This is a genomic window from Allobosea psychrotolerans, from assembly GCF_002917105.1.
GTDB classification, from domain to species: domain Bacteria; phylum Pseudomonadota; class Alphaproteobacteria; order Rhizobiales; family Beijerinckiaceae; genus Allobosea; species Allobosea psychrotolerans.
This window is the reverse complement of the sequence record NZ_PQFZ01000002.1, coordinates 380,136-404,280: the sequence shown is the minus strand read 5'-3', so window position 1 is coordinate 404,280 and position 24,145 is coordinate 380,136. Positions and strand designations below refer to the sequence as shown.

The window sequence follows — 24,145 nt, the reverse complement described above, 5'->3', positions numbered from 1 at the left end:
TATCGGGCAGGCGTGCACATCCCTTCATGAGCGTATCGGCCGATTGGAGCTGGCAGCGTGTGGCGCTGGCCGGCATGCGCGATGCGCTCTCCCTGCCGGCTTGGGTGGTCGGTTTCGGGCTTGTCGGAATCGGTTCATTGGCCCGGGATGTCGGCTATCCCGTCGAGGTCGCGGTGCTGTCGACCATGCTGGTCTGGGCCGGGCCGTCGCAGGTGATCTTCTTCGCCTCGATCGCCGCCGGCGCGGCCTGGAGCGCGATTGCGATCGCGATCGGTTTCGCCTCATTGCGCTTCCTGCCGATGACGGTCGCGATCCTGCCCCTGCTGCGCCGGCCCGGGCAAAGCGTCTGGCTTCAGCTAGTGCTGTCGCATTATGTCGCCGTGACGGCCTGGACGGAGGGTCTGCGGCGCTTGCCCGCCGTGCCGCCGCCGCAGCGCGTGGCCTATTTCCTCGGCTTCGCCAACACCTGCATGGCCGTCAGTTCGATCGGGACGTTTTCCGGCTACTACCTCGTCAACGCCTTGCCGATTCCGTTCGCGGCGGGGCTGCTCTGCCTGACGCCGATCTTCTTCCTGGTTTCGCTGGCGGCCGGCATCCGGCATCGCGGCGACATTGCGGCCATGGTGCTGGGCCTTGCGCTGGCGCCGATCTGCGACCGCTTCATCGGCGGCGGCTTCGATCTGATCGTCGCCGGAGTGATCGCCGGGAGCATCGCCTTCCTGATTGGCCGCAGGCGCGGGAGGGCCGCATGACGCCGCCGATTCCCGGCCTGGACGGCGCCTACTGGCCCTATCTCGCCTTGCTGCTCTTTGCCGTGCTGCCGACCGAGATCTGGCGCTGGCTCGCGGTTGCCTTCGCACGGCGGATCCCGCCTGAATCGCCAGTGCTTGAATGGGTGAGGTCGGTCGCGACCGCGCTCCTGGCCGGGGTCGTCGCCAAGCTGATCATCGTGCCGCCGGGCGCCCTGGCGGCGGCGCCACTGGGCTTGCGGATCGGTGCGCTCGCTGTCGCGCTGGCGATCATGCTCTTCGACCGGCGCAGGGTGATGCTCGCCGTGCTCGCGGGTGAGGCGACGCTGATCGCCGGGGCGTGGCTGCTGATCTAGAGCGATTTCCGATCAAACTGGATCGTTCAATTGCCCTATCCCTTTGTTTTATCACGTTTTCTTCACGCGAACCGGTGGCCACTTCGCTCGAAAGCGCTCTAGAGGGAGCCGTCATTTGAACCGACAGGCGGCGAAATATGCCGCAATTTGTCGGGGTTGCGGATGACATAGATGGCCTGGATCAGGCCGTCGCGGATATCGAGCGCGGTCGCCTGCAGGGTATCGCCGCGTTCGAGACTGACATAACCCGGCAAGCCGTTGATCATCACGGGCTCGTAGCGCGTGGTCGAGAGACCGAGCCTTGCGATTTTCTGGGCGATGCCCGCGAAGAAGCGTGCGACCTTGTCGAGGCCGAAGATCTGGTTGATCGAGGCCGGCACCTTGCCGCCGCCGTCGCTGTGCAGGACGACATCGCGCGCGAGCAGTTGCTGCAGCAGGGTCGGGTCAGATTGATGCGAGGCCTTGAAGAAGGCCTCGGCATAGCGCGCCGCCTCCTCGCGTGAGATGCTGTTGCGCGGGGGAAGGTCGAGCCGGACATGCTGGCGCGCCCGCGTGGCGAGTTGGCGGCAGGCGGCCTCGCTGCGCTCCAGCATGCGGGCGATTTCGGCAAAGCCGATATCGAAGATGTCGTGCAGCAGGAAAGCGGCCCGCTCCAGCGGCGAGAGCCGTTCCAGCGCCAGCATCAGCGCGATCGGCGCATCGAGCTCATCATCCACCGGCTCGTCGCCACTGATGCTCTCGACGATCGGCTCCGGGAGCCAGGTTCCGACATAGAATTCGCGCCGGCTGCGGGCCGATTTCATCTGATCGAGGCAGAGCCGCGTCACCACGCGCGCCAGATAGGCGCGCGGGTTGACGATGTCGTCCTGTCCGGCCTCGTGCCAGCGCAGCCAGGTATCCTGCACCACGTCCTCGGCATCGCTGACCGAGCCGAGCATGCGGTAGGCCAACCGGATCAGGAATGGCCTGTGCTGCTCGAACGCGTTGCTGGATGGGCTGTCTGGTCTTGCGATCATGCGGCGGCGGGTCGGCTGCGGTCCTGCGGATGCCGGGTGCGGAAGCCGGCATTGATGCGGTTCCAGAGGTTGATCGTGCCGATCGCCACTGAAAGATTGACGCATTCGACCTCGCTGAAATGCTCACGCAATTCGGCGAAGGCCTCGTCGCTCGGGGCGCCCTGGGAAAGCCGTGTCAGCGCCTCCGTCCAGGCCAGCGCGGCGCGCTCTCGCGGGGTGTAGAGTTCCGATTCCTCCCAGGCGCTGAGCAGATAAAGCCTCGCCTCGGTTTCACCAGCCTTGCGGGCGTCGGTTGCATGCATATGCAGGCAATAGGCGCAGGAGTTGATCTGGGAGGCGCGCATCTTCACCAGTTCGAGCAGGCTGTGTTCCAGCCCGCTTTGTTCGACGTAGTTCTGTGCGCCCAATACGGCGTTGATGGCTGCAGGCGCAAGCTGCAGGGCGTTGAGGCGTTGGGTCATCTTGGTCTCCATCGGGGTTCGATGAATGCAAGACGAGACAGCGTCCGTGGTTGTGACATCGCTCAGAGATTTTTTAGCGCGGCCCGGATTTTTTCGGCATGGGCGGCCAGCACGTCGGGCTTTTCCATGGCGCCGGTATGGGGCCTGAGCGCAACGCCATCGAAGCGCGGCATGACGTGGACATGCAGGTGGAACACGACCTGCCCGCCGGCCGCCTCGTTGAATTGCTGGATGGTGACGCCGTCGGCATTGAAGGCTGACTTCACCGCTCGCGCCAGCGTCTGGACGCTAAGGGCGACGGATTTCAGCGCCTCGGGGGGCGCATCGAAGACATTGCGGCAGGCGGCCTTGGGAACGACCAGGACATGCCCGTCGGCACGCGGCATGATGTCCATGATGGCGATAGTGTCGGCGTCCTCATAGACCGTGTGCGAGGGCAATTCGCCGCGCAGGATCTTGGCGAAGACATTGGATGGATCGTAGGCGCTCATGACGGGACCGGCATGCTGGAGGCGGGAGAGCGCAAACTGTGGCTCGCCCGCCGTGCCGTCAACCCGTGGCGATGCGCGCAGCCGCAAGCGGCAGAACCTCCTCGACGACGCTGTCGAGCACGAGATCGTCGCAGGCGCCGAGGATTTCAAACGCCGTGGCCTCGAGACGCAGCAGGGGGCGGTCCCACCAGCGCATCACGATGTCCGCCAGCGCCGCGGTCTCCCCGGCATCGAGGTCGTCCGTCAGATTGTAGAGGCCGACCAGCCAGAGATCGCCAGGCGAGCGTCCGAAGGCCTGCTGCACGGCTTGCAGCATGTTCATGCCGTCGCGCTGTTCCGGATAGGCGGCAAGATAGAGCCGGCCACGATTGACGCTGCCCGAGAACAGGCCGCGCAGTTCGACAGCGAAAGAGGGGATCGTGCGGAGCGCCCGCCGCGTCTCGTCCGCGATGGTCGCCCCCGCACCGGTTCCGAGCGCGCCGCAGATCGTCGCGTGCAGCCTGTCCTTGCGGCGCGGCAGGATATCCCAGGCGATCTTGGCGGCGAAGGGGGCGGCCTTGATCTCAGCCTCCAGAGCGAGAAAGGCGGCAGACCCTCGCAAGGCCTCGTCGCGAACCGGCAGGACAAGCGAGAAAACCGGCGGATGCCGCCCCCTCTCGTAGAACTTGCCCTCCACCCGCGGGATGACACGCGGGTGGTTCGGCGCAACGAGCGGCAGATGGGCGAGCCGATAGCTGTGATCCAGCGTCAGCGGCACCGAGAAATCCGAGAGGCTGCGGCGATAGCCGAGTTCGGAATCGTCGCAGAAGAGGCTGGCGCTACCCGCGGAAGCAGCCTCAGTCATCGGCGCCCCCGCCTTTCCTGAAGGGGCTTTCCGCTGCAAGCGCCTCCTGCGCCTGCGCGATATGCTGGCGTTCATTGACGAGATAGGCGGCGACGGCGCGGCGAAGCCCGGGATCGGCAAGATGATGCAGCGAGCGTGTCACCACCGGCCGGTAGCCGCGCGCGAGCTTATGCTCGCCCTGTGCGCCAGCCTCGACGCGAGTGAGCTTGTGGGCGATCGCATAGTCGATCGCCTGATGATAGCAGAGCTCGAAATGCAGGAAGGGGTGGTCCTCGATGCAGCCCCAGTTGCGGCCGTAAAGCGTGTTTGCGCCGCGGAAATTGATCGCGCCGGCGATATAGCGGCCGGCGCGCCTGGCCATTACCAGCACGATGCGATCACCCATCGCCGCCCCCACGGCCGAGAAGAAGGCGCGGTTGAGATAGGGCCGGCCCCATTTGCGCGAGCCGGTATCCTCGTAGAAGGAATGGAAGTTGTCCCAGACGGCTTCGGTCAGGTCGGAACCGGTCAGGACCTCCACCGTGATGTCGGCCGAGAGCGCCTCGCGCCGCTCGCGCTTCAGCGCCTTGCGCTTGCGCGAGGCCAGCGTTCCTAGAAAATCGTCATAGGTTTCAAAGCCTTCGTTGCGCCAGTGAAACTGAAGGTCGTGCCGTTCCAGATAGCCGGCCTCGCGCAGCGCTGTGATATCGGGCTCCTGGACGAAGGTGACATGGACCGAGGAGGCGTTCGCCTGCCCGCGCAACGCCTCCAGCCCGGCGATCAGCCCGGCGCGGGCTTCGTCGGAGCGAAGGCCGTCAGCGACCAGCAGGCGGGGCCCGGTCGCAGGGGTAAAGGGCGCGGCGAGCTGGAGCTTGGGGTAGTAGCGCCCGCCGGCGCGCTCATAGGCGTCGGCCCAGGCATGGTCGAAGACATATTCGCCCTGGCTGTGGCTCTTGAGGAAGCTCGGCGCCGCCGCCAGCAGCGTGCCTTGCGCATCCTCGACCAGCAGATAGGCCGGAGACCAGCCGGAACGCCTGCCGACGCAGCCGCTCTCCTCCAGGGCGAGCAGGAAGGCATGCGAGACGAAGGGATTGTCCTCGTCGATCACTGATGCGGAAGCGGCATCCTGGCAGGTCGAAGCCGGGGAGGTCGCAGCCATGGCGGCGCGCAACGCGAACGGGTTGGCGCAGGCGTTCCATGCGGCGGCGGGGACGGTCTTCAATGACGTCGCGACGCGCACCCTGAGGTCGTCGCGCCCGTCAACACTCAAGGTTTGAAGCCCTCGAAGACCATCTGGTCGGCATGCAATGCGGCCCGCTCGCGATCCTGCGCGTTGCGCACCGTCCAGCTCATCACCGGCAAGCCCAACGCCTCCCGACAGAGATAGGGAGCCGCGCTCGGCAAATCAGCAACCTTCCAGGACAAAAAATCAGGCCGGCTCTCGCCGAAATGCAGCAGATTAGCCAGCGCATGTTTCTGGACGGCGTCGAGATGGTCGTAGTCGGGATAGGAATAGTCGTTCATCGCCACGATTCCGCGCGGGATGCCGGGTGCGAGCTCGCGCAATGCCGTGACGATCACGGGATCGAAGGATTTCAGCACGATCGGCTGGCCGGAGCGCTGGCTGACGATCTCGGCCGTGCGCTGCGCCAAAGCGAGAGCACCATCGAAGCGGCTCTTGACCTCGATCACCAGCGGCACACGTCCCGCGACCGCATCGAGAAAGCCCTTCAGCGTCGGAATGCGGTCGCTGCTGCCCCTCAGGGTGATCTTTGCCAGCGCCTGCGCGCTCCGCTCGTTGACGAGCCCGGTCTCGGCCGTCAATCGGTCGAGCACGAAATCGTGAAACACCATCGCCTCGCCGTCGGCGCTGAGCTGGACGTCGCATTCGATGCCGAAGCCGCCGGCGATGGCGGCCTCTGCTGCGGACAGGCTGTTCTCGATCACCCCGATCTTCGCATCATGCAGGCCACGATGCGCGATCGGCCGGGCGACGAGCCAGCCGAGTCCGGATGTCGCGAGCCGCGCCATCACGCGATCTCGAACATCGCCTCGACTTCGACGGCGGCGCCGGCCGGGAGTTCGGCGACACCGATGGTCGAGCGGGCATGGCGGCCCTTGTCGCCGAGTACCTCGACCATCAAATCCGAGGCGCCGTTCATGATCGCCGGCAGGCCAGCGAAATGCGGCATCGCATTGATGAAGCCGCCGAGGCGCACGCAGCGGGTGATCCGGTCGAGATTGCCGAGCGCAGCCTTGGCCTGCGCCAGCACATTGATCGCGCAGAGCCGCGCCGCCTCGATGCCGGCCTCGTTGAAGATCTCGGCGCCGAGCTTGCCCTTGTGGCTGTCGGAAAGCTTGCCATCGAGGTCGAAGCAGAGCTGGCCGGAGATCACCAGCAGCTTGCCGGTGATGACATAGGGCACGTAATTCGCGACCGGCGCGGCCGGCGCGGGCAGGGTTATGCCGAGTTCGGCAAGCTTGGCTTCGATTGCGCTCATGGGGCGGCCTCCGGCTCGATGGAATAAAACCTTCATGGCCGATGGCCGGGCAAGCCGCAAGCAGCCGCGATATGTGTGCAAGGCGGCTCGGGCCGGCGTTCGCGACTGCGGCTTTACGCCTTGTTTGCGCCACTGCTGCAATGCACCTAGATTCGGTCAACCTCCAGCAGAGCGGCAAGTGTCATGAGCATGAACGGATTTGGCCTTGCAAATACCCTGGCGAGTATCCTGAGCACGGTCGCCGTGCTGGCGAGCGTCGGCGCCTCGGCCCAGCCTCAATCGGCCGGGCGCGTGGTCCTGGCGCCCCATCGCGCGGTCTACGACCTCGTGCTCGACGACGACAAACCAGCCACCAGCATCGAGGCGGCGCGCGGCCGCATCGCCTTCGATTTCACCGGCGATGCCTGCGAGGGGTATGCGCTCTCCTTCCGCCAGGTCACGCAGGTCAGCAGCAGCGAAGGCGGTCCGCGCACCATCGATGCGCGCACGACGAGCTTCGAGGCAGGCGACGGGGCGAGCTACCGCTTCAAGACCGAAAGCTCGGCGGGCGGTGCGCCGGCCGAGATCGTCGACGGCTCGGTCCAGAAGTCCGGTGGCGGCTACGAGATCAAGCTCAGCGCGCCCAAGCCCGAGACGGTGCGACAGACGACGGACGCCCTGTTCCCGAACGCGCAGATGAAGGCGGTGATCGAGGCGGCGCGTGCCGGCAAGACCACGCTGAATGTGCGCCTCTATGACGGCGCCAATAGCGGCAAGGAAGTCTATGACACGCTCTCGGTCATCGGGAAGCGGATCGAGACCAAGCCTTCCGAGGCGCCGTTGCAGCGTCCGGAGTTCGAGAGGCTGGCGCGCTGGCCGGTGTCGATCTCCTATTTCAAGGTCGATTCCGGCGAGACCACGCCATCCTACACCATTTCCTTCGAGCTCTATGAGAATGGCGTGACCGGCGCGATCAAGCTCGACTATGGCAGCTTCGCGCTGCGCGGCACGCTCACGCGTCTGGATCTTCTTCCGCAGCAGGATTGCGCGAAGTAGCGCTCGCGCCACTGGCCCGCTGCGGGCCGCGCAGGCTGAGGCCCTTGCCGATCGACGCGTCGCCGAAGCGGGCGCGCAGTGCGTCGAGCGCGCCTTCCATCGCCTTCAACCGGGGCGTCGCGACATCGGCGAGATCGCCATGGTCGGCTTCCTCGGGCGCGCTGAAGTCGCTCGCGCCGATGCCGATCAGCCGGTAGCGCTGGCCGTTGCATTCGCGCCTGAGCAGGTCGCGCCCGGCGGAGAACAGCCTGGCTGCCAATTGTGTCGGTTCCGGCAGGCGGCTGGCGCGCGTGATCGCGTGAAAATCCGCCGTCTTCAGCTTCATGGTGATGGTCCGGCCCGCGAGGGCCTGGGCCTTGAGGCGCTTCGAGGTCTTCTCGCAGAGCCGCCACAGCACCGGCTCGAGATCCTCGAAGCGCGACAGGTCGGTGTCGAGCGTGGTTTCGCTGGAAACGCTCTTGGTCTCGCGGTCGGGCGTGACCTGGCGCTCGTCGATGCCGTTGGCGAGCTTCTTCAGCCGCGGCCCATCCTTGCCGGCCAGGCGGAACAGCTTGTCGATCGGCGCTTCGCGCAGATCACCGATCAGGCGGTACCCGGATTCGGCGAGCTTGGCCGCGCTCGCCTGGCCGACGCCGGGAATGAGGCTGACCGGCTTCCGCGCCAGAAAAGCGACGGCCTCCGCCCGCCCGATCACCGAGAAGCCGCGCGGCTTATCCATGTCGGAGGCGACCTTCGCCAGGAATTTGGCATAGGACAAACCGATGGAGATGCTGATCCCGATCTCGCCCTCGATCCGTTTGGCGAAACGCACGAGCGTGATGGCGGGGCTGGCGTGATGCAGGCGCTCGGTTCCGGCGAGGTCGAGAAAGGCCTCGTCGATCGAGAGCGGCTCGACCAGCGGCGTCAATTCCTGCATCAATCGCCTGACTTCGCGCCCGACCGCGACATATTTCGCCATGTTCGGCTTGACGACCACCGCCTCGGGGCAGGCCTCCAGCGCCTTGAACATCGGCATGGCCGAGCGCACGCCGTAGGTCCGGGCGATATAGCAGGCCGTCGAGACCACGCCGCGCTTGCCGCCGCCGATGATCACCGGTTTGTCGAGCAGCGTAGGATCGTCGCGCTTCTCGATCGCCGCATAGAAGGCGTCGCAGTCGATATGGGCGAGGCTCAGGGCATCGCGCTCTGGATGGCGCAGCAGCCTGGGTGAGCCGCAAGCCGGGCAGCGGCGCAGCGCCGCAATTGCCTCATCGTGATCGATGAGGCAATCGCGGCAGAGCACGCGCCGCACGGGCTGGGCGGCCCGGTCGGTCACGGGGCCTCGTCCATTGGCGGCCCGGCGAGCCGTCCGCGCGCCTGCGCGATGATTTCCGGATTCAGGCTTAAATTTCCGGCAAACTCCAACAGCAGCGAATCGCTGCCGGCGAGATGGTCGAGCACTGCGGCGAGGAAACCGGGCTCTTGCGCCGCAGCCCTCAGATTCGAGGGGCCGAGGCCGGTTTGCGCCAGAAACGGCTCCAGACGCGCCGGATCTGCCGCGAGGAAGCCCAGCGCGCGCAGCGCGAGAGTTTCAGCGTCCTGGACGGAGGGTGATCTTGCCATGGCGGGAGCTGCCTTCCAAATCGAGCTTCGGGTTTGCGTTTCGTCAACGGCTCTCATGCTAGCGTAATCTTTGAATGAGGCCGCCAACTTGTGATGGCAGGATCGAGACGGCCTGTCAGTGGCGCGATTGAAGGGCGGCATGATGAAGACGGTTTTGATCGTCGAGGACAATGAGCTCAACATGAAGCTCTTCAATGATCTGCTTGAAGCGCATGGCTATGCGACGCTGAAGACTGCCGATGGCATCGAGGCGATCGAACTCGCGCGCATGCATCATCCCGATCTGATTTTGATGGACATCCAGCTTCCCGAGGTTTCGGGGCTCGAAGTCACCAAATGGATCAAGGAGGATGACACCCTCAAATCCATCCCCGTCATCGCGGTGACGGCTTTTGCGATGAAGGGTGACGAAGAGCGCATCCGCGAGGGAGGCTGCGAGGCTTACCTCTCGAAGCCGATCTCGGTTGCGAAATTCCTGGAGACCGTCCGCGCCTACGCTGGCCCAGCCTAAGGCTTCGAAAGCAAAACCATGTCAGCCCGTGTCCTCGTCGTCGACGACATCGTCACCAATGTGAAGCTGCTGGAGGCGAAGCTTTCAGCAGAATATTTCGACGTCGTGACCGCGCTGAACGGCATCGAGGCGCTGGCGATCTGCGAACGTGGCGAGGCTGACATCGTCCTGCTCGACGTGATGATGCCGGGCATGGACGGCTTCGAGGTCTGCCGGCGCTTGAAGAACGGCGCGACCACGGCCCATATCCCCGTCGTGATGGTGACGGCGCTCGACCAACCCGGCGACCGCTTGAAGGGGCTGGACGCCGGGGCTGACGATTTCCTGACCAAGCCGCTGGACGACACGGCGCTGTTTGCCCGCGTGCGCAGCCTCGTCCGCTTGAAATCCGTCACGGACGAGCTGCGCAATCGCGCTTTCGCCTCGCGCCGCCTTGGCATCGCCGATCCGCTTGCCGCCGCAGCCTCCGAGACCGGTCTGAACGGCCGTATCCTGGTGATCGAGGATCGGCCGACCGTGACAGAGCGGCTGTCGAGCGCGCTTTCGGCCTTTCATGTCGTCGAGATCGAGGCCGATCCGCATCAGGCCCTGCTGCGGGCGGCCGAGGGCGACTACGACAGCGTTCTCGTCAGCCTCGACCTCAAATCCTATGACGGCCTGCGGATCTGCAGCCAGTTGCGCTCGCTCGAGCGCACCCGCAACGTCTCGGTGCTGATGCTGGGCGAGGCCGAGGATCGCACGCGCATCCTGCGCGGCCTCGAGATCGGGGCCCATGACTTCCTGATCCGTCCGGTCGACCGCAACGAGCTCCTGGCGCGCGTACGCACGCAGGTCCGCCGCAAGCGCTTTGCCGAGCGGCTGCGCGACAGCGTCCAGTCCTCCATGGAAATGGCGGTGATGGATCAGCTCACCGGCCTGCATAACCGCCGCTTCATGGACAGCCGCATGGGCACGATGTTCGATGAATCGGCGCTCAGGGCCCGCTCGCTCGCCATGCTCGTCCTCGATGTCGATCGCTTCAAGGTCGTCAACGACACCTGGGGGCATGATGCCGGCGACGAGGTGCTGCGCGAATTCGCCGATCGGGTGCGCGCCTGCACGCGCGGCATCGATCTGGTCGCCCGGATGGGCGGCGAGGAGGTCGTCGTGGTGTTGCCGGATACCTCTCTGGACGCGGCCAGCGCTGTTGCAGAGCGTATCCGCGAGCGGGTCGAGGCCGAACCGTTCAGCATCCACCGCAACACCCGCTCCATCACGGTGACGGTCTCGATCGGGGTCGCGAGCCGGCGCGCTGGCGATGCCTCGGCGGCGGAGATGATGAAACGCGCCGATGACGCGCTCTACCGCGCCAAGGATGCCGGGCGAAACCGCGTCATCGTGGCCAATGCCGCCTGAAAACCGGCTCTGATCCAAAGAGTTAGAGCAGGATCGATTGGGAAAAACCGGTTCCCACTTCTTCGCATCCTGCTCATGCGCCCCGGCACGGTTAGCCGGTAAGGTTAAGCATCGATGAATATTGGTGAATCAGTCCAATTGGATTGATTCGGGAGGGGCTGCCTGTAGGGTCGGTTCAACGCAGCGGCTCACTGTTGCTGCTTCGAAACGCCCTTCGGCCTCCCGGATCCGCCGCATCTCCTGGGAAACCGATGGGCTCGGCCGGTCGGTGACGGATTTCTGGCCTCATCAGAACCGTCGCCGGCCGACCACCCCCTCAAAACCTGATGCAGACGGAGCCATCCCGGTATTCGGGTGAGGGCGTGCGTCCTGTGTCCGAGAGCGGTCGTCAGAAATAGCGCGAGAACAGCGCCGGCAGGGCGTAGCCGAGCCCGCCGAAGAGCGCGAGGATCGCGAGCAGCATCAGCCCCGCCTTCAGCCGGCTGAGCGCGAAGCGCGACGAATCGACTTCCACCAGCAGCTTCAGGAAGCGTCGCCAGGGGCCGTGGCCTGGCGTGAGGGGCTCGGCATGCTTGTCGCCGCTGCTCAAGGGCTATGTCCGATCGGGGAGGAGGGATAGGTTTCAACTGGCAGGCGTCGGCACGGTCTCGACGGCCCGCGCGAGCCCATAAGCCTTTCGGCCGGCAAAGGTCGGGCAAGAAGCCGATGCTACGCCAGCTATTGCCCGAGCCAAGTGACATATTCGTCGCAGGCCGACGTTAAATTCGGCCGCTCGCCGGGCCGCTATCGTCCTTGGACATTGCAGCGCAGCAAATCGATCAACGGTAGCGCTCGAGCGTGATACTCTTATGACGATTCGCAAACCAGCTAGTTCGGATTGCGAAGATGCTGGCCTGACATCCTCAATCTATGGAGCGACCCATGCGTACCCTCGCATTGGCGCTCTGCCTTACGGCATCCCCGTGGGGCGGAGGGCTTGTCTACGCGCATAGTTGGTATCCTTACGACTGCTGCAGCGATCGCGATTGCTGGCCCATGGGAATGGACCATGATGCCCGCGAGCCCGATCCCCGCATCGTTCCCGGCGGCTATATGACCCATGACGGTCATTTCGTGCCGGAAAGCGCCACGCGGGTCTCGAAAGACGGGCGTTTTCACATCTGCCGGAGCGGAGGCACCCTGACCGGGACCGTGATCGCGCCGTCGCAGCGGCCCTTCTGCCTGTTCGTGCCCAAGCCGTCCTACTGACGGGCGCATCGCGGCAGGCCGAAATGAAAAACCGCCCGGGATACGAGCGGTCTTTCGAGAGCGTTGTTATGCCTGAAGCGTAACCAGGATCACTTGATCTTGGTTTCCTTGAACTCGACGTGCTTGCGCGCGACGGGGTCGTACTTCTTCTTGGACATCTTCTCGGTCATCGTGCGGGAGTTCTTCTTGGTGACATAGAAGAAACCGGTATCCGCCGTCGAGAGCAGCTTGATCTTGATGGTCACGGCCTTGGCCATGGGATTATCCTCGAGCCTGAGGGGCTGGTGAGGCCCTATAAAAAAGAAAATGGCCGGGCGGACCCGGCAAACCGTCGGGTGGGGGAATGCCGCAACGAGCCGGCGAAGTCAAGAAAGAATGGCGCGCGCCTGGCTGTTTCCGCCTTGCCACGTCATCGGGCGTAGAACGCCGCCGTAGGCTCTATAATTCCTCACGGACAAAGCGGCCGTTCTTCTCCCAATAATAGGGAACCGGCAGATAAGGTGCGAAGCCCGCGCTGAGCCGTGCGTCGACTTCCTTCAGAATCACTTGCGTGATCGTCGGCAGATCGAGCTGCTGCGCATCAGCGAAGGTCACCCAGACGAGTTCGATCAACTCCGAATCGGGGCCCGTCACCCCCTCGACCTTTCCGGCGAGGGCGCCATAATCGATCGTGAAGAAGCGCGTGTCGAAGCGCTTGGGCCGGCGCGGCGGCGTCACGGCTCGCGCGACGAATGTAATGGCGCTGAGGTCGGGAAAAATGCCATGGCTGGCGAAGCCCGCCCAACTGCCGGCCGGTGGCTTCTCGGGCGTGCCGAGCTCACTCGAGCCGAAGAGCAGCCCCGTCTCCTCGAAGGTCTCGCGAATGGCGGCCAGCGCCAGCGCCCGCGCCTTCATCGGGCTCGGGCGCTGGGTGCGCGCCATCAGCCGGTTTTCGCAGATCTGGTCGAGCGCGCCGGTTGCCGTCATGCGGCGGTCTTCCGGATCGATCCTGCCGCCGGGAAAGACGAATTTCCCGGGCATGAACTTGTGGCCCGGATGGCGCTTGCCCATCAGAACCCGCGGCGTCCTGGCCGAGCGGTCGATGATCAGCACCGTCGCTGCATCCTTGGGGCGCAGATTGACCTGGACGCGCGCACGTTCGGCCTGCGTCAGCGTGACGACATGGTCGCTCACGGGCGCAGCAAGGTGGCTGCGGGCTGGCGCTCCGGCCGCGGCGGCTCGCCGTCGAAGCCATGCATGCGCATCGCCCATTGCAGGCCGACCACGCCGCCCTTCACCGGCTGCATCATCACGAGGCAGAGCAGGACCGTGAGGGCCGGCCAGATCGCCATATGCAGCCACATCGGCCAGTTGGCATATTTCTCGGCCATCAGCAGGCCGCCGACGACGATATGGCCGACGATGGTAATGACGATATAGGGCGGCAGGTCGTCGGCGCGCTGATGGTGCATCGCCTCGCCGCACGCCTGGCAGGTATCGACCGGCTTGAGGAAGGCGCGGAACAGCTTGCCTTCGCCGCAATGTGGGCAGCGCCCCATCAGGCCGCGCCCGATGGCGCTGCGCCAGTCGCGTTCGACCGGTCGCCCGACCGCATGATTGATTTGAACAGACATCAGCGCCTCTTGCCGGGCTTCTTGCCGCCCGCCTTGCCGAAGGACGGCTTCGCCCTCGCGCGCCCTGATATAGGGGGCCGTGCAGGGCGATTGCCAGAGCGTCCCGGTGTCACATGCCGGCCCTCGGAGAGCAATTCGAAGCGCAGAGCACCTGCTACCGGAGCGGCTTCGACGAGACGCACATGCACCCGGTCGCCCAGGCGCCAGCTCTCGCCGCTGCGTTCCCCGATCATGGCGTGGGCGGCTTCGTCGTAGCGATAATAGTCGGCGCCCAAGGTCGAGGCCGGGATGAAGCCGTCGGCACCGGTGCCGTCCAGCTTCACGAACAGGCCTGCCCGATTCACGCCGCCGATGCGACCGTCGAAGCTGGAGCCGATCTGGTCGGCCAGGAAATGCGCGATCAGCCGGTCCGTGGTCTCGCGCTCGGCTGCCATGGCGCGGCGCTCGGCCGCCGAGATCCGGGTCGAGATCTCGCGCAATTCGGCGAGCGTCGTCGTCTTCGGCAGACCGTCATCTCCAGCCCGCATGGCGGTGATCAGAGCGCGGTGGACGATGAGATCGGCATAGCGCCGGATCGGCGAGGTGAAATGGGCGTAGCGGCGCAGGTTCAAGCCGAAATGCCCGTAATTCTCGGCGACATATTCGGCCTGCGCCTGGGTCCGCAATACGACCTCGTTGAGGAAGAGCTCGTTCTCCGAGCCCTTGATCATGGCCAGGATGCGGTTGAACAGCACCGGCCGGAGCGCAGCCTCCTTGGGCAGCTTGATGCCGATCGAAGCCAGCACCTCACTGAGCGCCCGCATCTTCTCCAGCGATGGCTCGTCATGGCAGCGGTAGATCAAGAGGCTGCCGGCCTTCTCCAGGGTCTCTGCGGCCGCGACATTGGCGAGGATCATGAACTCCTCGATCAGCTTATGCGCCGCCAGCCGCTCGGGCACGATGACGCGGTCGACCGCGCCGTCGGGTTTCAGCACCAGCTTGCGCTCGGGCAGGTCGAGATCGAGCGGCTGGCGCGCGTCGCGGGCGCGGGAGGCGATGCCATAGGCAGCCCAGAGGGGCATCAGGATGGTGTTGCGGATCGGTGCGGTGGTCTCGTCGGGCTTGCCGTCGATCGCGGCCTGCGCCTGTTGGTAGGACAGCTTGGCGGCCGAGCGCATCAGGATGCGGTGGAAGGAATGGGTCTTCTTGGAGCCGTCAGATTTCAGCACCAGCCGTACCGCGAGAGCCGGCCGGTCCTCGCCGCCACGCAGCGAGCAGAGATCGTTCGAGATCCGCTCCGGCAGCATCGGCACGACCCGGTCGGGGAAATAGACCGAGTTGCCGCGCTCCAGCGCCTCGCGGTCGAGGCTGGAGCCTGGCCGGACATAGGCTGCGACATCGGCGATGGCGACGGTGACGACATAGCCGCCGGGATTGTCGGGATCGGCGTCAGGCGCGGCGTGGACCGCGTCGTCATGGTCCTTGGCATCGAAGGGGTCGATCGTGATCAGCGGCAGATCGCGCCAATCCTCGCGGCCGGCGGTGCCCGCTGGACGCGCGGCGTCGGCCTCGGCGATGGTCGCCGGCGAGAAGACGTTGGGAATGCCATGGGCGTGGATCGCGATCAGGCTGACGGCGCGCTCCGATTTGATCGAGCCGAGCCGTTCGCGCACATGCGCCTCGGGCGGCCCGAAGCGCGTCTCGTTACGCAGCGTGACGGAGACGAGGTCGCCATCCTGCGCCTCGGCCGTCCGGCCCTTCGGGATCAGCGCCTCGCGGCCTTGCGCCTTCTTGTCGATCGGGATCAGGCGGCCGCTGCCATCGGGCAGGGCGCGGAAGATGCCGAGCACCTGCGCCTTGCCCTTGCCCATGATCTTCAGCACGCGGCCGGAATAGGCGAAGCCGTCGACGCCTTTCAAGCGGGTCAGCTTGAGCAGGACCTGGTCGCCGACGCCGGCTGCCGGAGCCGCATTGCGCTTGGCGCGGAACTCGCGCGCCCGCTCGATCAGGATGCGCGGCGCCACGCCCTGGTCGGCCTCGTTCCATTCCAGGGGGATCGCGACGAGGTCGCCGTCGCGATCCTTGGATTTGATTTCGCTCAGCAGAACGGGAGGCAAGGCGCCGCGCGGATGCGCGACGAGCGTGCCGTTCCCGGGAGCATCGACAGCCTGATCCTCCTGGATCTCCTTCAGCAGCCGCTTCAGCCAGATCTTGCCGCCGCCGGACAACCCGAAGGCGCGCGCGATCTCGCGGCGGCCGGCATCGCGGCCGGCGGCACGCTCGGTCTCGATGAAGTCCAGGATCGCCTCACGGCTCGGCTCAGGCACGGGCGATGACACGATATCGGCTCGTTAAAACGGGGGAGGGCGAAGACAGCACAGCTCCTGTCTGCCATGAGCGCCGCGCCGACGCCAGAACCGGTATCGCCACATCCGCCAATGAAAGCGTCCCAAATGAAAGAAGGGCCGCCCTTGCGGGCAGCCCTTCCATTGTCGAACCGCGGCCCGGCGAGCCGGACCCAAAGGCGCGAAAACTCACGCGGAACAAGAACCCCATTGGGAATGAGTCCAGGTCCACCCGCTTTGCACCAGCGGTTGATGACAATGAGACACTGGATCACCTCCTTTCAGTTGTTACCGACAAGGACAGGCTAGGGCGATTCTCGGGCCGGCGTAAATGTCAAAAAAAGCGCTTCCTTCAGCAGGCCAAATGCCGCGACAGCCGGCAAAATGAAGCCCTTTGGATCGCCTGCCGAAATGTTGGGCGGGAATTATGCTCAATAAATAATCAAAAATGCCCGTCTCGCATCATCCTTGCGCGCATGGCTGTCCATCTCGCAGGAAATTCGGCAAAAGCTGCCCCAGCGGCAGAGATTTGCGGGTCGAACCGTCGCAAAAGGCTCGTTGGCATGTCGCTTGCGAGCCCGCTTCTCCGGGCCGGGGAGGCCTGTCGGCGCCCGCTCAAGGGTGCATTCAACAGGATTGGTTCGGGGGACATGTCCGTGAGCAATACTCGTCGCGTTATTCTGGGCGCTGCACTGGCAGGCGCCGCTTTTCTGGGGACGCTCCTGCCGGCCGCAGCACAGGAGACGATCAAGGTCGGCATCCTGCATTCGCTCTCGGGCACGATGGCTATTTCCGAGACGACGTTGAAGGACGTCATGCTCATGCTCATCGACGAGCAGAACAAGAAGGGCGGCGTGCTCGGCAAGAAGCTCGAGGCCGTCGTCGTCGACCCCGCCTCGAACTGGCCGCTCTTTGCCGAGAAGGCGCGCGAGCTGATTGCCAAGGACAAGGTCTCGGCCGTGTTCGGCTGCTGGACCTCGGTGTCGCGCAAATCCGTTCTGCCGGTCTTCAAGGAGCTGAACTCGATCCTGTTCTATCCCGTCCAGTACGAGGGTGAGGAATCGGAACGCAACGTCTTCTACACCGGCGCCGCGCCGAACCAGCAGGCGATCCCCGCGGTCGACTACCTTGCCAAGGAGGAGAAGGTCCAGCGTTGGGTGCTCGCCGGCACCGACTATGTCTATCCGCGCACGACCAACAAGATCCTTGAGGCGTATCTCAAGTCCAAGGGCGTCAAGGCCGAGGACATCATGATCAACTACACGCCGTTCGGCCATTCCGACTGGCAGACGATCGTGTCCGACATCAAGAAGTTCGGCTCGGCCGGCAAGAAGACCGCCGTGGTCTCGACCATCAATGGCGACGCCAACGTGCCGTTCTACAAGGAGCTCGGCAACCAGGGCATCAAGGCGACGGATATCCCGGTCGTGGCCTTCTCGGTCGGTGAGGAAGAGCTCGCCGGTATCGACACCAAGCCGCTGCTCGGCCATCTCGCCGCCTGGAACTACTTCCAGTCGGTGAAGACGCCGGAGAACGAGGCCTTCATCAAGCAGTGGAAGGCCTACAAGAAGAACGACAAGGCCGTCACCAACGATCCGATGGAAGCCCATGTCATCGGCTTCGCCATGTGGGTCAAGGCGGTCGAGAAGGCCAAGAGCTTCGACCCCGACAAGGTCATCGATGCGCTGCCCGGCATCGAGGCGCCGAACCTGACCGGCGGCATCTCCAAGATGCTCCCGAACCACCACATCACCAAGCCCGTGCTGATCGGCGAGATCAAGGCCGACGGCCAGTTCGACGTGGTCTCGAAGACCGGTCTCGTCGCCGGCGACGCCTGGTCGAAGGAGCTCGATGGCTCCAAGGACCTGATCGGCGACTGGGTCGAGAAGAAGTGCGGCAACTTCAACGTCAAGACCGGCAAGTGCGGCGGCGCGTGAGGTCATGAGGGGGAGGGACGGCACGGGCGGATAAGCCCGGCCGTCCCTTGGAATTCGGCGAGACGCCTCCGTTTGTTCGAACTGGGGGCGTCCGCCACTGCCCAAGTCCGTCACTGCCAAGCAAGCTGCCGAGCCGCGAACCCGAAACGAGCCCATGCGATTTGTGTCCTGCCTTCTGCGCATGATTGCGCTAGCGACGCTGCTTGCGCTCCAGCCGGGCGCTGCTTCAGCCCAAGGTTCGCCCCAAGCCGCCGAAGAGGCCTTCACCAGGCTCGGCGCCGACAGTTTCTCCGACACCAACCGCGCCATCGAGATCCTGATCGCGAACGCTCATCCGCAGGCCGCTGTCATCATTGAGGCTCTGGCCGATGGTCGGCTTCTGGCTGGGGGCGGTGCGGTCGTCGTGAAGACCAAGGACGGCAAACTGCTTGACGCAAAGACCGGCGCTGCACTTGCCTCCGAGCCTCCGGGGTTGAGCGCAGTGCGCCTCAATAACGGCGTGCGCCGTACCATCCAGGCGGCTCTTGGCGGTCTGGGGTTGCTCAATCCCGATGCGGGCAAGCGCATCGCCGCTGCCGAGGCGGTGTTCAAGTCGCGCGATGCTTCCTTGCTGCCGGTGCTCGAAGGCGCCATCGCCAAGGAGAGCGATGCCCGAGCGAAGGCGGCGCTGCGTCAGGCCCAGGCCGCGATCCTCATCGCCAAACCCGACGCCCCGCCCTTTGACAGGATCGCTGCCGTCGACGTGCTGCGCGAACGCGGCGACCAGGATGCGCTGGCGACCCTGCGTTCCCTGCCGGGCGATTCCTCGGCTGGGCTGAGGGAGGCGCAAGGCCGCGCGGTCTCAGCCATCGAGAGCAAGCTCGCGCTGTGGCGTGCCGGACAAAACCTCTGGTACGGCCTCTCGCTTGGCTCGGTGCTGTTGCTGGCGGCGATCGGGCTGGCCATCACCTTCGGCGTGATGGGTGTGATCAACATGGCCCATGGCGAGATGGTGATGCTCGGGGCCTACACCACTTTCATCGTGCAGGAGCTTATTCGGACCCGCTTTCCCGGCCTGTTCGACTACTCCTTGTTGATCGCCGTGCCGCTGGCTTTCCTGGTCGCCGGCCTCGTCGGGATCGCGATCGAGCGCGGCGTCATCCGGTTTCTCTATGGCCGTCCGCTTGAGACGCTGCTCGCAACCTGGGGCATCAGCCTGATCCTGCAGCAGGCGGTTCGCACCGCCTTTGGCCCGACGAACCGCGAGGTCGGCGCGCCCAATTTCATGTCCGGCGCCTTCGAGATCGGCCAGCTCGCCATCACCTGGAACCGGCTCTGGATCATCGTCTTCGCCGGTCTCGTTTTTGCGGCGCTGCTGGCGATCCTGAAGCTGACGCCGATCGGCCTGCAGATGCGCGCCGTCACCCAGAACCGGCGCATGGCCTCGGCGATGGGCATCCGCACCGGCCGCGTCGATGCCTTGACCTTCGGGCTGGGCTCGGGCGTGGCGGGCTTGGCCGGTGTCGCGCTCTCGCAGATCGACAATGTCAGCCCCAATCTCGGCCAGAGCTACATCATCGACAGCTTCATGGTCGTGGTCTTCGGCGGCGTCGGCAATCTCTGGGGCACGCTGGTCGGCGCGATGACGCTCGGCATCGCCAACAAGCTGCTCGAGCCCTATGCCGGCGCGGTGCTCGGCAAGATCGCGCTTCTCGTCTTCATCATCCTGTTCATCCAAAAGCGCCCGCGCGGCCTGTTCGCGCAAAAGGGCAGGGCGGTGGAAGCATGATCACCCGCTTTCTCATCCAGGGCATGGACAAGCGCGGCCTCGTCTTCCTCGCCGTGCTCGTGGCGCTGGCGGTTCTCGTCCCGCTCGCCAATCTGCTGCTGCCGCCGGGCTCGATCCTGCATGTGCCGACCTCGGCCATGTCGCTCTGGGGCAAATATCTCTGCTACGCGCTGCTGGCTATCTCGCTCGATCTGGTCTGGGGCTATTGCGGCATCCTGAGCCTCGGCCACGGCGCCTTCTTCGCGCTCGGCGGCTACGCGATGGGCATGTATCTGATGCGCCAGATCGGCTCGCGCGGAACTTATGGCAACCCGATCCTGCCCGATTTCATGGTCTTCCTGAACTGGAGCGAGTTGCCCTGGTACTGGTACGGCTTCTCCTCCTTTCCGTTCGCCGTGCTGATGGTCCTGGCCGTGCCCGGCCTGCTCGCCTTCGTCTTCGGCTGGTTCGCCTTCCGCTCGCGCGTCACCGGCGTCTATCTCTCGATCATCACCCAGGCGCTGACCTATGCGCTGCTGCTCGCCTTTTTCCGCAACGATATGGGCTTTGGCGGCAATAACGGCCTGACCGATTTCAAGGAGATCGTCGGCTTCAACGTGCAGGCGCAGTCGACGCGCGCGGCCTTGTTCTCGATGACCTGCGTCATGCTGATCGCCGGTTTCCTGATCGCGCGCGGCATCGTCTCGTCGAAACTCGGCAAGGTCGTGATCGCCATCCGCGATGCGGAATCCCGCACGCGCTTCCTCGGCTACCGGGTCGACCGCTTCAAGCTCTTCGTCTTCACCGTCTCGGCCTGCATGGCGGGCGTCGCCGGCGCGCTTTACGTGCCGCAGGTCGGCATCATCAATCCCAGCGAATTCGCGCCGGCGAACTCGATTGAGACCGTGATCTGGGTCGCGGTCGGCGGGCGCGGCACGCTGGTCGGCGCGGCCTTGGGGGCCGTCGTCGTCAACTACGCCAAGACCGTCTTCACCTCTGGCTTCATGGCGCCGTACTGGCTGTTCGCGCTGGGCGCGCTCTTCGTCTTCGTGACGATCTTCATGCCCAAGGGCATTCTGGGCACGGCGCAGGACTGGTGGGCCCGGCGCAAGGCGCCTCCCGAGGCGTCGCCAGCGGCCGAACCGGCCCCGGCGGAGTGACGACATGAACGCTCCCGTTCCCGGCGCACTCACCTCCTCGCTGCTCTATCTCGACGGCGTCAGCGTCTCCTTCGACGGCTTCAAGGCCATTCGCGGCCTTTCGCTGACCATCGAGCCAGGCGAGATGCGCGCCATCATCGGCCCCAACGGCGCCGGCAAGACCACGATGATGGACATCATCACCGGCAAGACAAAGCCCGATGTCGGCACGGTGATGTTCGGCGGCTCGGTCGACCTGACCAAGCTCGACGAGGCGGCGATCGCCAATCTCGGCATCGGTCGCAAATTCCAGAAGCCTACGGTGTTCGATTTCCATACCATCGAAGACAACATCCTGCTGGCGTTGAAATCGAAGCGCACGGTGGCCAGGACCCTGTTCTGGAAGACGGCTGCTGCGGACGCCAAGCGCATCGACGACATCCTCGGCATCATCAAGCTCGGCGATGCGCGCGACCGGCTCGCGGGCTCGCTCTCGCATGGCCAGAAGCAGTGGCTCGAGATCGGCATGCTCCTGGCGCAGGATCCAAAACTCCTGCTGGTCGATGAGCCTGCCGCCGGCATGACCGATGGCGAGACGGCCGAGACGGCCGTCCTCCTCAAGGAGATCGCCAGGGATCATTCGGTCATCGTGGTCGAGCATGACATGGGCTTCATCCGCGAGCTCGGCGTGAAGGTGACCGTGCTGCATGAGGGCTCGGTTCTGGCCGAGGGTCCGCTCGACCAGGTCAGCGCCAATGAGCGCGTCGTCGAAGTGTATCTGGGACGATGAGCATGAGCCGGAAAAGTGGGAACCGGTTTTCCGATCAGCTCATGCGGCAGAAAGCTGACCAATGCTGAGCGTGGACGCCATCGATCTCCATTACGGCGCAGCCCAGGCGCTGCGCCGCGTCTCGGTCACGGCCGAGATCGGCAAGGTCACCTGCGTGATGGGCCGCAACGGCGTCGGCAAGACCTCGCTGATGCGCGCCATCGTGGGCCACCAGGCGATCTCGGGCGGCAAGATCAGCTTCGGCGGCGAGGACATATCGAGGCTGCGCAGCGAGGATCGTGCGCGCGCCGGCATCGCCTATGTGCCGCAGGGGCGGGAGGTGTTCCCGCTGCTGAGCGTGAAGGAAAATCTGGAGACGGGCTATGCGCCCTTGCCCCGCAAGGAGCGCTATGTCCCCGACGAACTGTTTGACCTATTCCCCGTGCTGAAGTCGATGTTGGGGCGGCGCGGCGGAGACCTCTCGGGTGGCCAGCAACAGCAACTCGCCATCGCGCGGGCGCTGGTCACCCGGCCCAAATTGCTGGTGCTGGACGAGCCGACCGAGGGCATCCAGCCCTCCATCATCAAGGATATCGGTCGCGCGATCGATTATCTGCGCTCAAAGGGCGACATGGCGATCGTGCTGGTCGAGCAATATTTCGACTTCGCCCGCGATCTCGCCGACTCGATGTTCGTGATGGAGCGCGGCGAGGTCGTGCTGTCGGGGCCGATGGCCGAGCTCGACGCCAATCAGGTCCAGAGGCTGATCCAAGTTTAGCGCGAGGAGGGCTTCAAAACGCGAGCGGGGCGTTGTCGACGACTTCCTTCATCACGAAGAAGGTCCGCGTCTGCCGCACACCGGGCAGCGCGATCAGCTTGTCGGCGTGCAACTTGTTGAAATCGGCCATGTCCCTGACGCGGATCTTGAGGAAATAGTCGAAATCGCCGGCGACGATGTGGCAATCGAGAACAGTGGGCATGTTCCGGATGGCGGCCTCGAAGTCGCCGAAGCTTTCGGGCGTGGAGCGATCCAGCACGACGCCGACGAAGGCCAGCGTGCCCATCTCGACATGTTGCGGCGAGACCTGCGCGCGCACCGATGAGATATAGCCGTCGCTGAACAGGCGCTGGATCCGCCGGTGGCAGGTGGCGGGGCTGGTGTTGACCCGTTTGGCGATCTCGGCGTTGCCGAGCCGCCCATCCGCCTGCAGCAGGCGCAGGATTTTGAGGTCGGTTCGGTCGAGTTTTTCAGCCATGGAAGAAACGTCCGTTTTCATGCCAATTTTCGGAACTGATGGCGCGATGATCCAATAATTGCGGAAGTTTCAGGAAAAACAAGCGTTCACTTTGGAAGGACGTCTCAACTGAGATTCGATATTTTTCCCCGATCATTTTCGAGGGAGACAAGCCTGCCATGCTGAGCAAATTCGAGCGCTATCCGCTGACCTTCGGGCCAACGCCGATCGAGAAACTGTCGCGTCTGTCCGCCCATCTCGGCGGCCATGTCGAGATCTTCGCCAAGCGCGAGGATTGCAATTCGGGCCTGGCCTTCGGCGGCAACAAGCTGCGCAAGCTCGAATATATCGTGCCCGACGCCATCGCCAGCAACGCCGATACGCTGGTCTCGATCGGTGGCGTGCAGTCGAACCATACCCGCATGGTCGCCGCGACTGCCGCCAAGATCGGCATGAAGTGCCGCCTGATCCAGGAGAGCTGGGTGCCGCATGAGGACGCCGTCTATGACCGCGTCGGCAATATCCTGATGTCACGCGTCATGGGTGCCGAGGTCCAGCTCGTCGACGAGGGCTTCGACATCGGCATCCGCGAAAGCTGGGAAAAGGCGCTCGCCGATGTGAAGGCCAAGGGCGGCAAGCCCTATGCGATTCCCGCCGGCGCCTCGGTCCATAAATTCGGTGGTCTCGGCTATGTCGGCTTCGCCGAGGAAGTGCGGGCCCAGGAAGCCGAACTCGGCTTCAAATTCGACTACATCATCGTCTGCACCGTCACCGGCTCGACCCATGCCGGCATGGTCGTCGGCTTCGCCAAAGATGGCCGCCAGCGCAACGTCATCGGCATCGACGCCTCCTTCACGCCGGCCCAGACGCGCGCCCAGGTTCTCGATATCGCCCAGAAGACCTCGGCCCTCGTCGGCGGCAAGGACATCACCAACGAGGATATCGTCCTCAACGAGGACTACGCCTACCCGGTCTACGGCGTGCCCTCGCAGGAGACCGTCGAGGCGATCCGCCTCTCGGCTCGTCTCGAAGGCATGATGACCGACCCCGTCTATGAGGGGAAATCCATGCAGGGCATGATCGATCTGGTGAAGAAGGGCTTCTTCCCGGCCGGTTCCAAGGTGCTCTACGCGCATCTCGGCGGCGTGCCGGCGATCAACGGCTACAGCTACACCTTCCGCAACGGCTGAGCC

The 24,145-nt window shown here is 64.8% G+C and carries 27 protein-coding genes; 12 read left to right on the top strand and 15 right to left on the bottom strand.

Features of this window, described 5'->3' with window-relative positions; translation table 11 throughout:
• Window positions 1-26: 26 nt before the first annotated feature.
• Window positions 27-752 carry an AzlC family ABC transporter permease gene (locus tag CYD53_RS04940; protein WP_181011712.1) on the top strand — a complete coding sequence of 242 codons (726 nt, stop codon included), beginning with the start codon at window positions 27-29 and terminating at the stop codon, window positions 750-752.
• Complete coding sequence (locus CYD53_RS04935) at window positions 749-1,105, top strand: AzlD domain-containing protein (protein WP_103716981.1); 357 nt, start codon at window positions 749-751, stop codon at window positions 1,103-1,105. The genes CYD53_RS04940 and CYD53_RS04935 overlap by 4 nt, the downstream gene beginning before the upstream one ends.
• 98 nt (window positions 1,106-1,203) lie before the next feature.
• On the opposite strand, the gene CYD53_RS04930 is transcribed toward CYD53_RS04935, so the two are convergent.
• The 7 genes from CYD53_RS04930 to CYD53_RS04900 all read right to left on the bottom strand — a co-directional run bounded on the left by CYD53_RS04930 (window position 1,204) and on the right by CYD53_RS04900 (window position 6,397).
• Window positions 1,204-2,121, bottom strand: a complete 918-nt coding sequence (locus CYD53_RS04930; RefSeq protein ID WP_103716980.1) for a sigma-70 family RNA polymerase sigma factor — start codon at window positions 2,119-2,121, stop codon at window positions 1,204-1,206.
• Complete coding sequence (locus CYD53_RS04925; RefSeq protein ID WP_103717124.1) at window positions 2,118-2,582, bottom strand: carboxymuconolactone decarboxylase family protein; 465 nt, start codon at window positions 2,580-2,582, stop codon at window positions 2,118-2,120. The genes CYD53_RS04930 and CYD53_RS04925 overlap by 4 nt, the downstream gene beginning before the upstream one ends.
• Before the next feature lie 62 nt (window positions 2,583-2,644).
• Entirely contained in the window at window positions 2,645-3,073 is a 429-nt protein-coding gene (locus CYD53_RS04920; protein ID WP_103717123.1) for an HIT family protein, read from the bottom strand.
• 58 nt (window positions 3,074-3,131) lie between these two features.
• Window positions 3,132-3,917, bottom strand: coding sequence for a hypothetical protein (locus CYD53_RS04915; protein ID WP_103716979.1), 786 nt, complete (start codon window positions 3,915-3,917; stop codon window positions 3,132-3,134).
• Complete coding sequence (locus CYD53_RS04910; protein WP_181011711.1) at window positions 3,910-5,166, bottom strand: GNAT family N-acetyltransferase; 1,257 nt, start codon at window positions 5,164-5,166, stop codon at window positions 3,910-3,912. The genes CYD53_RS04915 and CYD53_RS04910 overlap by 8 nt, the downstream gene beginning before the upstream one ends.
• Window positions 5,163-5,927 carry a glycerophosphodiester phosphodiesterase family protein gene (locus CYD53_RS04905; RefSeq protein WP_103716978.1) on the bottom strand — a complete coding sequence of 255 codons (765 nt, stop codon included), beginning with the start codon at window positions 5,925-5,927 and terminating at the stop codon, window positions 5,163-5,165. The genes CYD53_RS04910 and CYD53_RS04905 overlap by 4 nt, the downstream gene beginning before the upstream one ends.
• The gene (locus CYD53_RS04900; RefSeq protein WP_103716977.1) at window positions 5,927-6,397 is read right to left on the bottom strand and encodes a RidA family protein; all 471 of its coding nucleotides are present in this window, start codon (window positions 6,395-6,397) and stop codon (window positions 5,927-5,929) included. Before CYD53_RS04900 ends, CYD53_RS04905 begins: the two co-directional genes overlap by 1 nt.
• A 183-nt stretch (window positions 6,398-6,580) precedes the next feature.
• Here CYD53_RS04900 and CYD53_RS04895 point away from each other — a divergent pair, with 183 nt between their 5' ends.
• Window positions 6,581-7,432 carry a cell envelope integrity EipB family protein gene (locus CYD53_RS04895; protein WP_103716976.1) on the top strand — a complete coding sequence of 284 codons (852 nt, stop codon included), beginning with the start codon at window positions 6,581-6,583 and terminating at the stop codon, window positions 7,430-7,432.
• On the opposite strand, the gene CYD53_RS04890 is transcribed toward CYD53_RS04895, so the two are convergent.
• Together CYD53_RS04890 and CYD53_RS30910 are read right to left on the bottom strand one after the other, a co-directional pair.
• Entirely contained in the window at window positions 7,389-8,747 is a 1,359-nt protein-coding gene (locus CYD53_RS04890; protein ID WP_425428262.1) for a DNA polymerase IV, read from the bottom strand. The two genes, CYD53_RS04895 and CYD53_RS04890, sit on opposite strands and share 44 nt — an antisense overlap.
• Complete coding sequence (locus CYD53_RS30910; protein WP_342751651.1) at window positions 8,744-9,217, bottom strand: DUF3572 domain-containing protein; 474 nt, start codon at window positions 9,215-9,217, stop codon at window positions 8,744-8,746. The genes CYD53_RS04890 and CYD53_RS30910 overlap by 4 nt, the downstream gene beginning before the upstream one ends.
• Between CYD53_RS30910 and CYD53_RS04880 the strand changes: the two genes are divergently transcribed.
• Both CYD53_RS04880 and CYD53_RS04875 read left to right on the top strand, forming a co-directional pair.
• The gene (locus tag CYD53_RS04880) at window positions 9,174-9,545 is read left to right on the top strand and encodes a response regulator (RefSeq protein WP_103717120.1); all 372 of its coding nucleotides are present in this window, start codon (window positions 9,174-9,176) and stop codon (window positions 9,543-9,545) included. The two genes, CYD53_RS30910 and CYD53_RS04880, sit on opposite strands and share 44 nt — an antisense overlap.
• A gap of 18 nt (window positions 9,546-9,563) precedes the next feature.
• Window positions 9,564-10,940: a PleD family two-component system response regulator gene (locus CYD53_RS04875; RefSeq protein WP_103716974.1), complete on the top strand. Its 1,377-nt coding sequence runs from the start codon at window positions 9,564-9,566 to the stop codon at window positions 10,938-10,940.
• Window positions 10,941-11,328: 388 nt separating this feature from the next.
• Here the strand turns inward: CYD53_RS04875 and CYD53_RS04870 are convergent, their stop codons facing one another.
• Window positions 11,329-11,529, bottom strand: coding sequence for a hypothetical protein (locus CYD53_RS04870; protein WP_103716973.1), 201 nt, complete (start codon window positions 11,527-11,529; stop codon window positions 11,329-11,331).
• 452 nt (window positions 11,530-11,981) lie between these two features.
• Here CYD53_RS04870 and CYD53_RS30130 point away from each other — a divergent pair, with 452 nt between their 5' ends.
• Window positions 11,982-12,188: a hypothetical protein gene (locus CYD53_RS30130; protein ID WP_181011710.1), complete on the top strand. Its 207-nt coding sequence runs from the start codon at window positions 11,982-11,984 to the stop codon at window positions 12,186-12,188.
• Between the two features lie 89 nt (window positions 12,189-12,277).
• Here the strand turns inward: CYD53_RS30130 and rpmG are convergent, their stop codons facing one another.
• The 4 genes from rpmG to rnr all read right to left on the bottom strand — a co-directional run bounded on the left by rpmG (window position 12,278) and on the right by rnr (window position 16,119).
• The gene (rpmG, locus tag CYD53_RS04860; protein ID WP_038367996.1) at window positions 12,278-12,445 is read right to left on the bottom strand and encodes a 50S ribosomal protein L33; all 168 of its coding nucleotides are present in this window, start codon (window positions 12,443-12,445) and stop codon (window positions 12,278-12,280) included.
• Between the two features lie 181 nt (window positions 12,446-12,626).
• Window positions 12,627-13,361 carry an NUDIX hydrolase gene (locus CYD53_RS04855; RefSeq protein ID WP_245928082.1) on the bottom strand — a complete coding sequence of 245 codons (735 nt, stop codon included), beginning with the start codon at window positions 13,359-13,361 and terminating at the stop codon, window positions 12,627-12,629.
• Complete coding sequence (locus CYD53_RS04850; RefSeq protein WP_103716972.1) at window positions 13,358-13,801, bottom strand: DUF983 domain-containing protein; 444 nt, start codon at window positions 13,799-13,801, stop codon at window positions 13,358-13,360. The genes CYD53_RS04855 and CYD53_RS04850 overlap by 4 nt, the downstream gene beginning before the upstream one ends.
• Window positions 13,801-16,119, bottom strand: coding sequence for a ribonuclease R (gene rnr, locus CYD53_RS04845; RefSeq protein WP_281261241.1), 2,319 nt, complete (start codon window positions 16,117-16,119; stop codon window positions 13,801-13,803). The genes CYD53_RS04850 and rnr overlap by 1 nt, the downstream gene beginning before the upstream one ends.
• 656 nt (window positions 16,120-16,775) lie before the next feature.
• Here rnr and urtA point away from each other — a divergent pair.
• The 5 genes from urtA (at window position 16,776) to urtE (ending at window position 22,495) form a co-directional block, all read left to right on the top strand.
• Complete coding sequence (urtA, locus tag CYD53_RS04840) at window positions 16,776-18,062, top strand: urea ABC transporter substrate-binding protein (protein ID WP_092165982.1); 1,287 nt, start codon at window positions 16,776-16,778, stop codon at window positions 18,060-18,062.
• 181 nt (window positions 18,063-18,243) lie between these two features.
• A complete protein-coding gene (urtB, locus tag CYD53_RS04835) occupies window positions 18,244-19,830 on the top strand; it encodes an urea ABC transporter permease subunit UrtB (protein ID WP_103717118.1) in 1,587 nt (528 codons plus the stop codon).
• Window positions 19,827-20,969 carry an urea ABC transporter permease subunit UrtC gene (urtC, locus tag CYD53_RS04830; RefSeq protein ID WP_103716970.1) on the top strand — a complete coding sequence of 381 codons (1,143 nt, stop codon included), beginning with the start codon at window positions 19,827-19,829 and terminating at the stop codon, window positions 20,967-20,969. Before urtB ends, urtC begins: the two co-directional genes overlap by 4 nt.
• 4 nt (window positions 20,970-20,973) lie before the next feature.
• Window positions 20,974-21,738 carry an urea ABC transporter ATP-binding protein UrtD gene (gene urtD / locus CYD53_RS04825; RefSeq protein WP_103716969.1) on the top strand — a complete coding sequence of 255 codons (765 nt, stop codon included), beginning with the start codon at window positions 20,974-20,976 and terminating at the stop codon, window positions 21,736-21,738.
• Between the two features lie 61 nt (window positions 21,739-21,799).
• A complete protein-coding gene (gene urtE / locus CYD53_RS04820) occupies window positions 21,800-22,495 on the top strand; it encodes an urea ABC transporter ATP-binding subunit UrtE (RefSeq protein ID WP_103716968.1) in 696 nt (231 codons plus the stop codon).
• Between the two features lie 13 nt (window positions 22,496-22,508).
• On the opposite strand, the gene CYD53_RS04815 is transcribed toward urtE, so the two are convergent.
• On the bottom strand, window positions 22,509-22,973 hold the full coding sequence (locus tag CYD53_RS04815) for an Lrp/AsnC family transcriptional regulator (RefSeq protein WP_103716967.1): 465 nt from the start codon (window positions 22,971-22,973) through the stop codon (window positions 22,509-22,511).
• A 158-nt stretch (window positions 22,974-23,131) separates the two neighbouring features.
• On the opposite strand from CYD53_RS04815, the gene CYD53_RS04810 reads away from it, so the two are divergent.
• Window positions 23,132-24,142 (top strand): 1-aminocyclopropane-1-carboxylate deaminase, encoded by a 1,011-nt coding sequence (locus tag CYD53_RS04810; protein WP_092165957.1) that lies wholly within the window; start codon window positions 23,132-23,134, stop codon window positions 24,140-24,142.
• Window positions 24,143-24,145 lie beyond the last annotated feature (3 nt).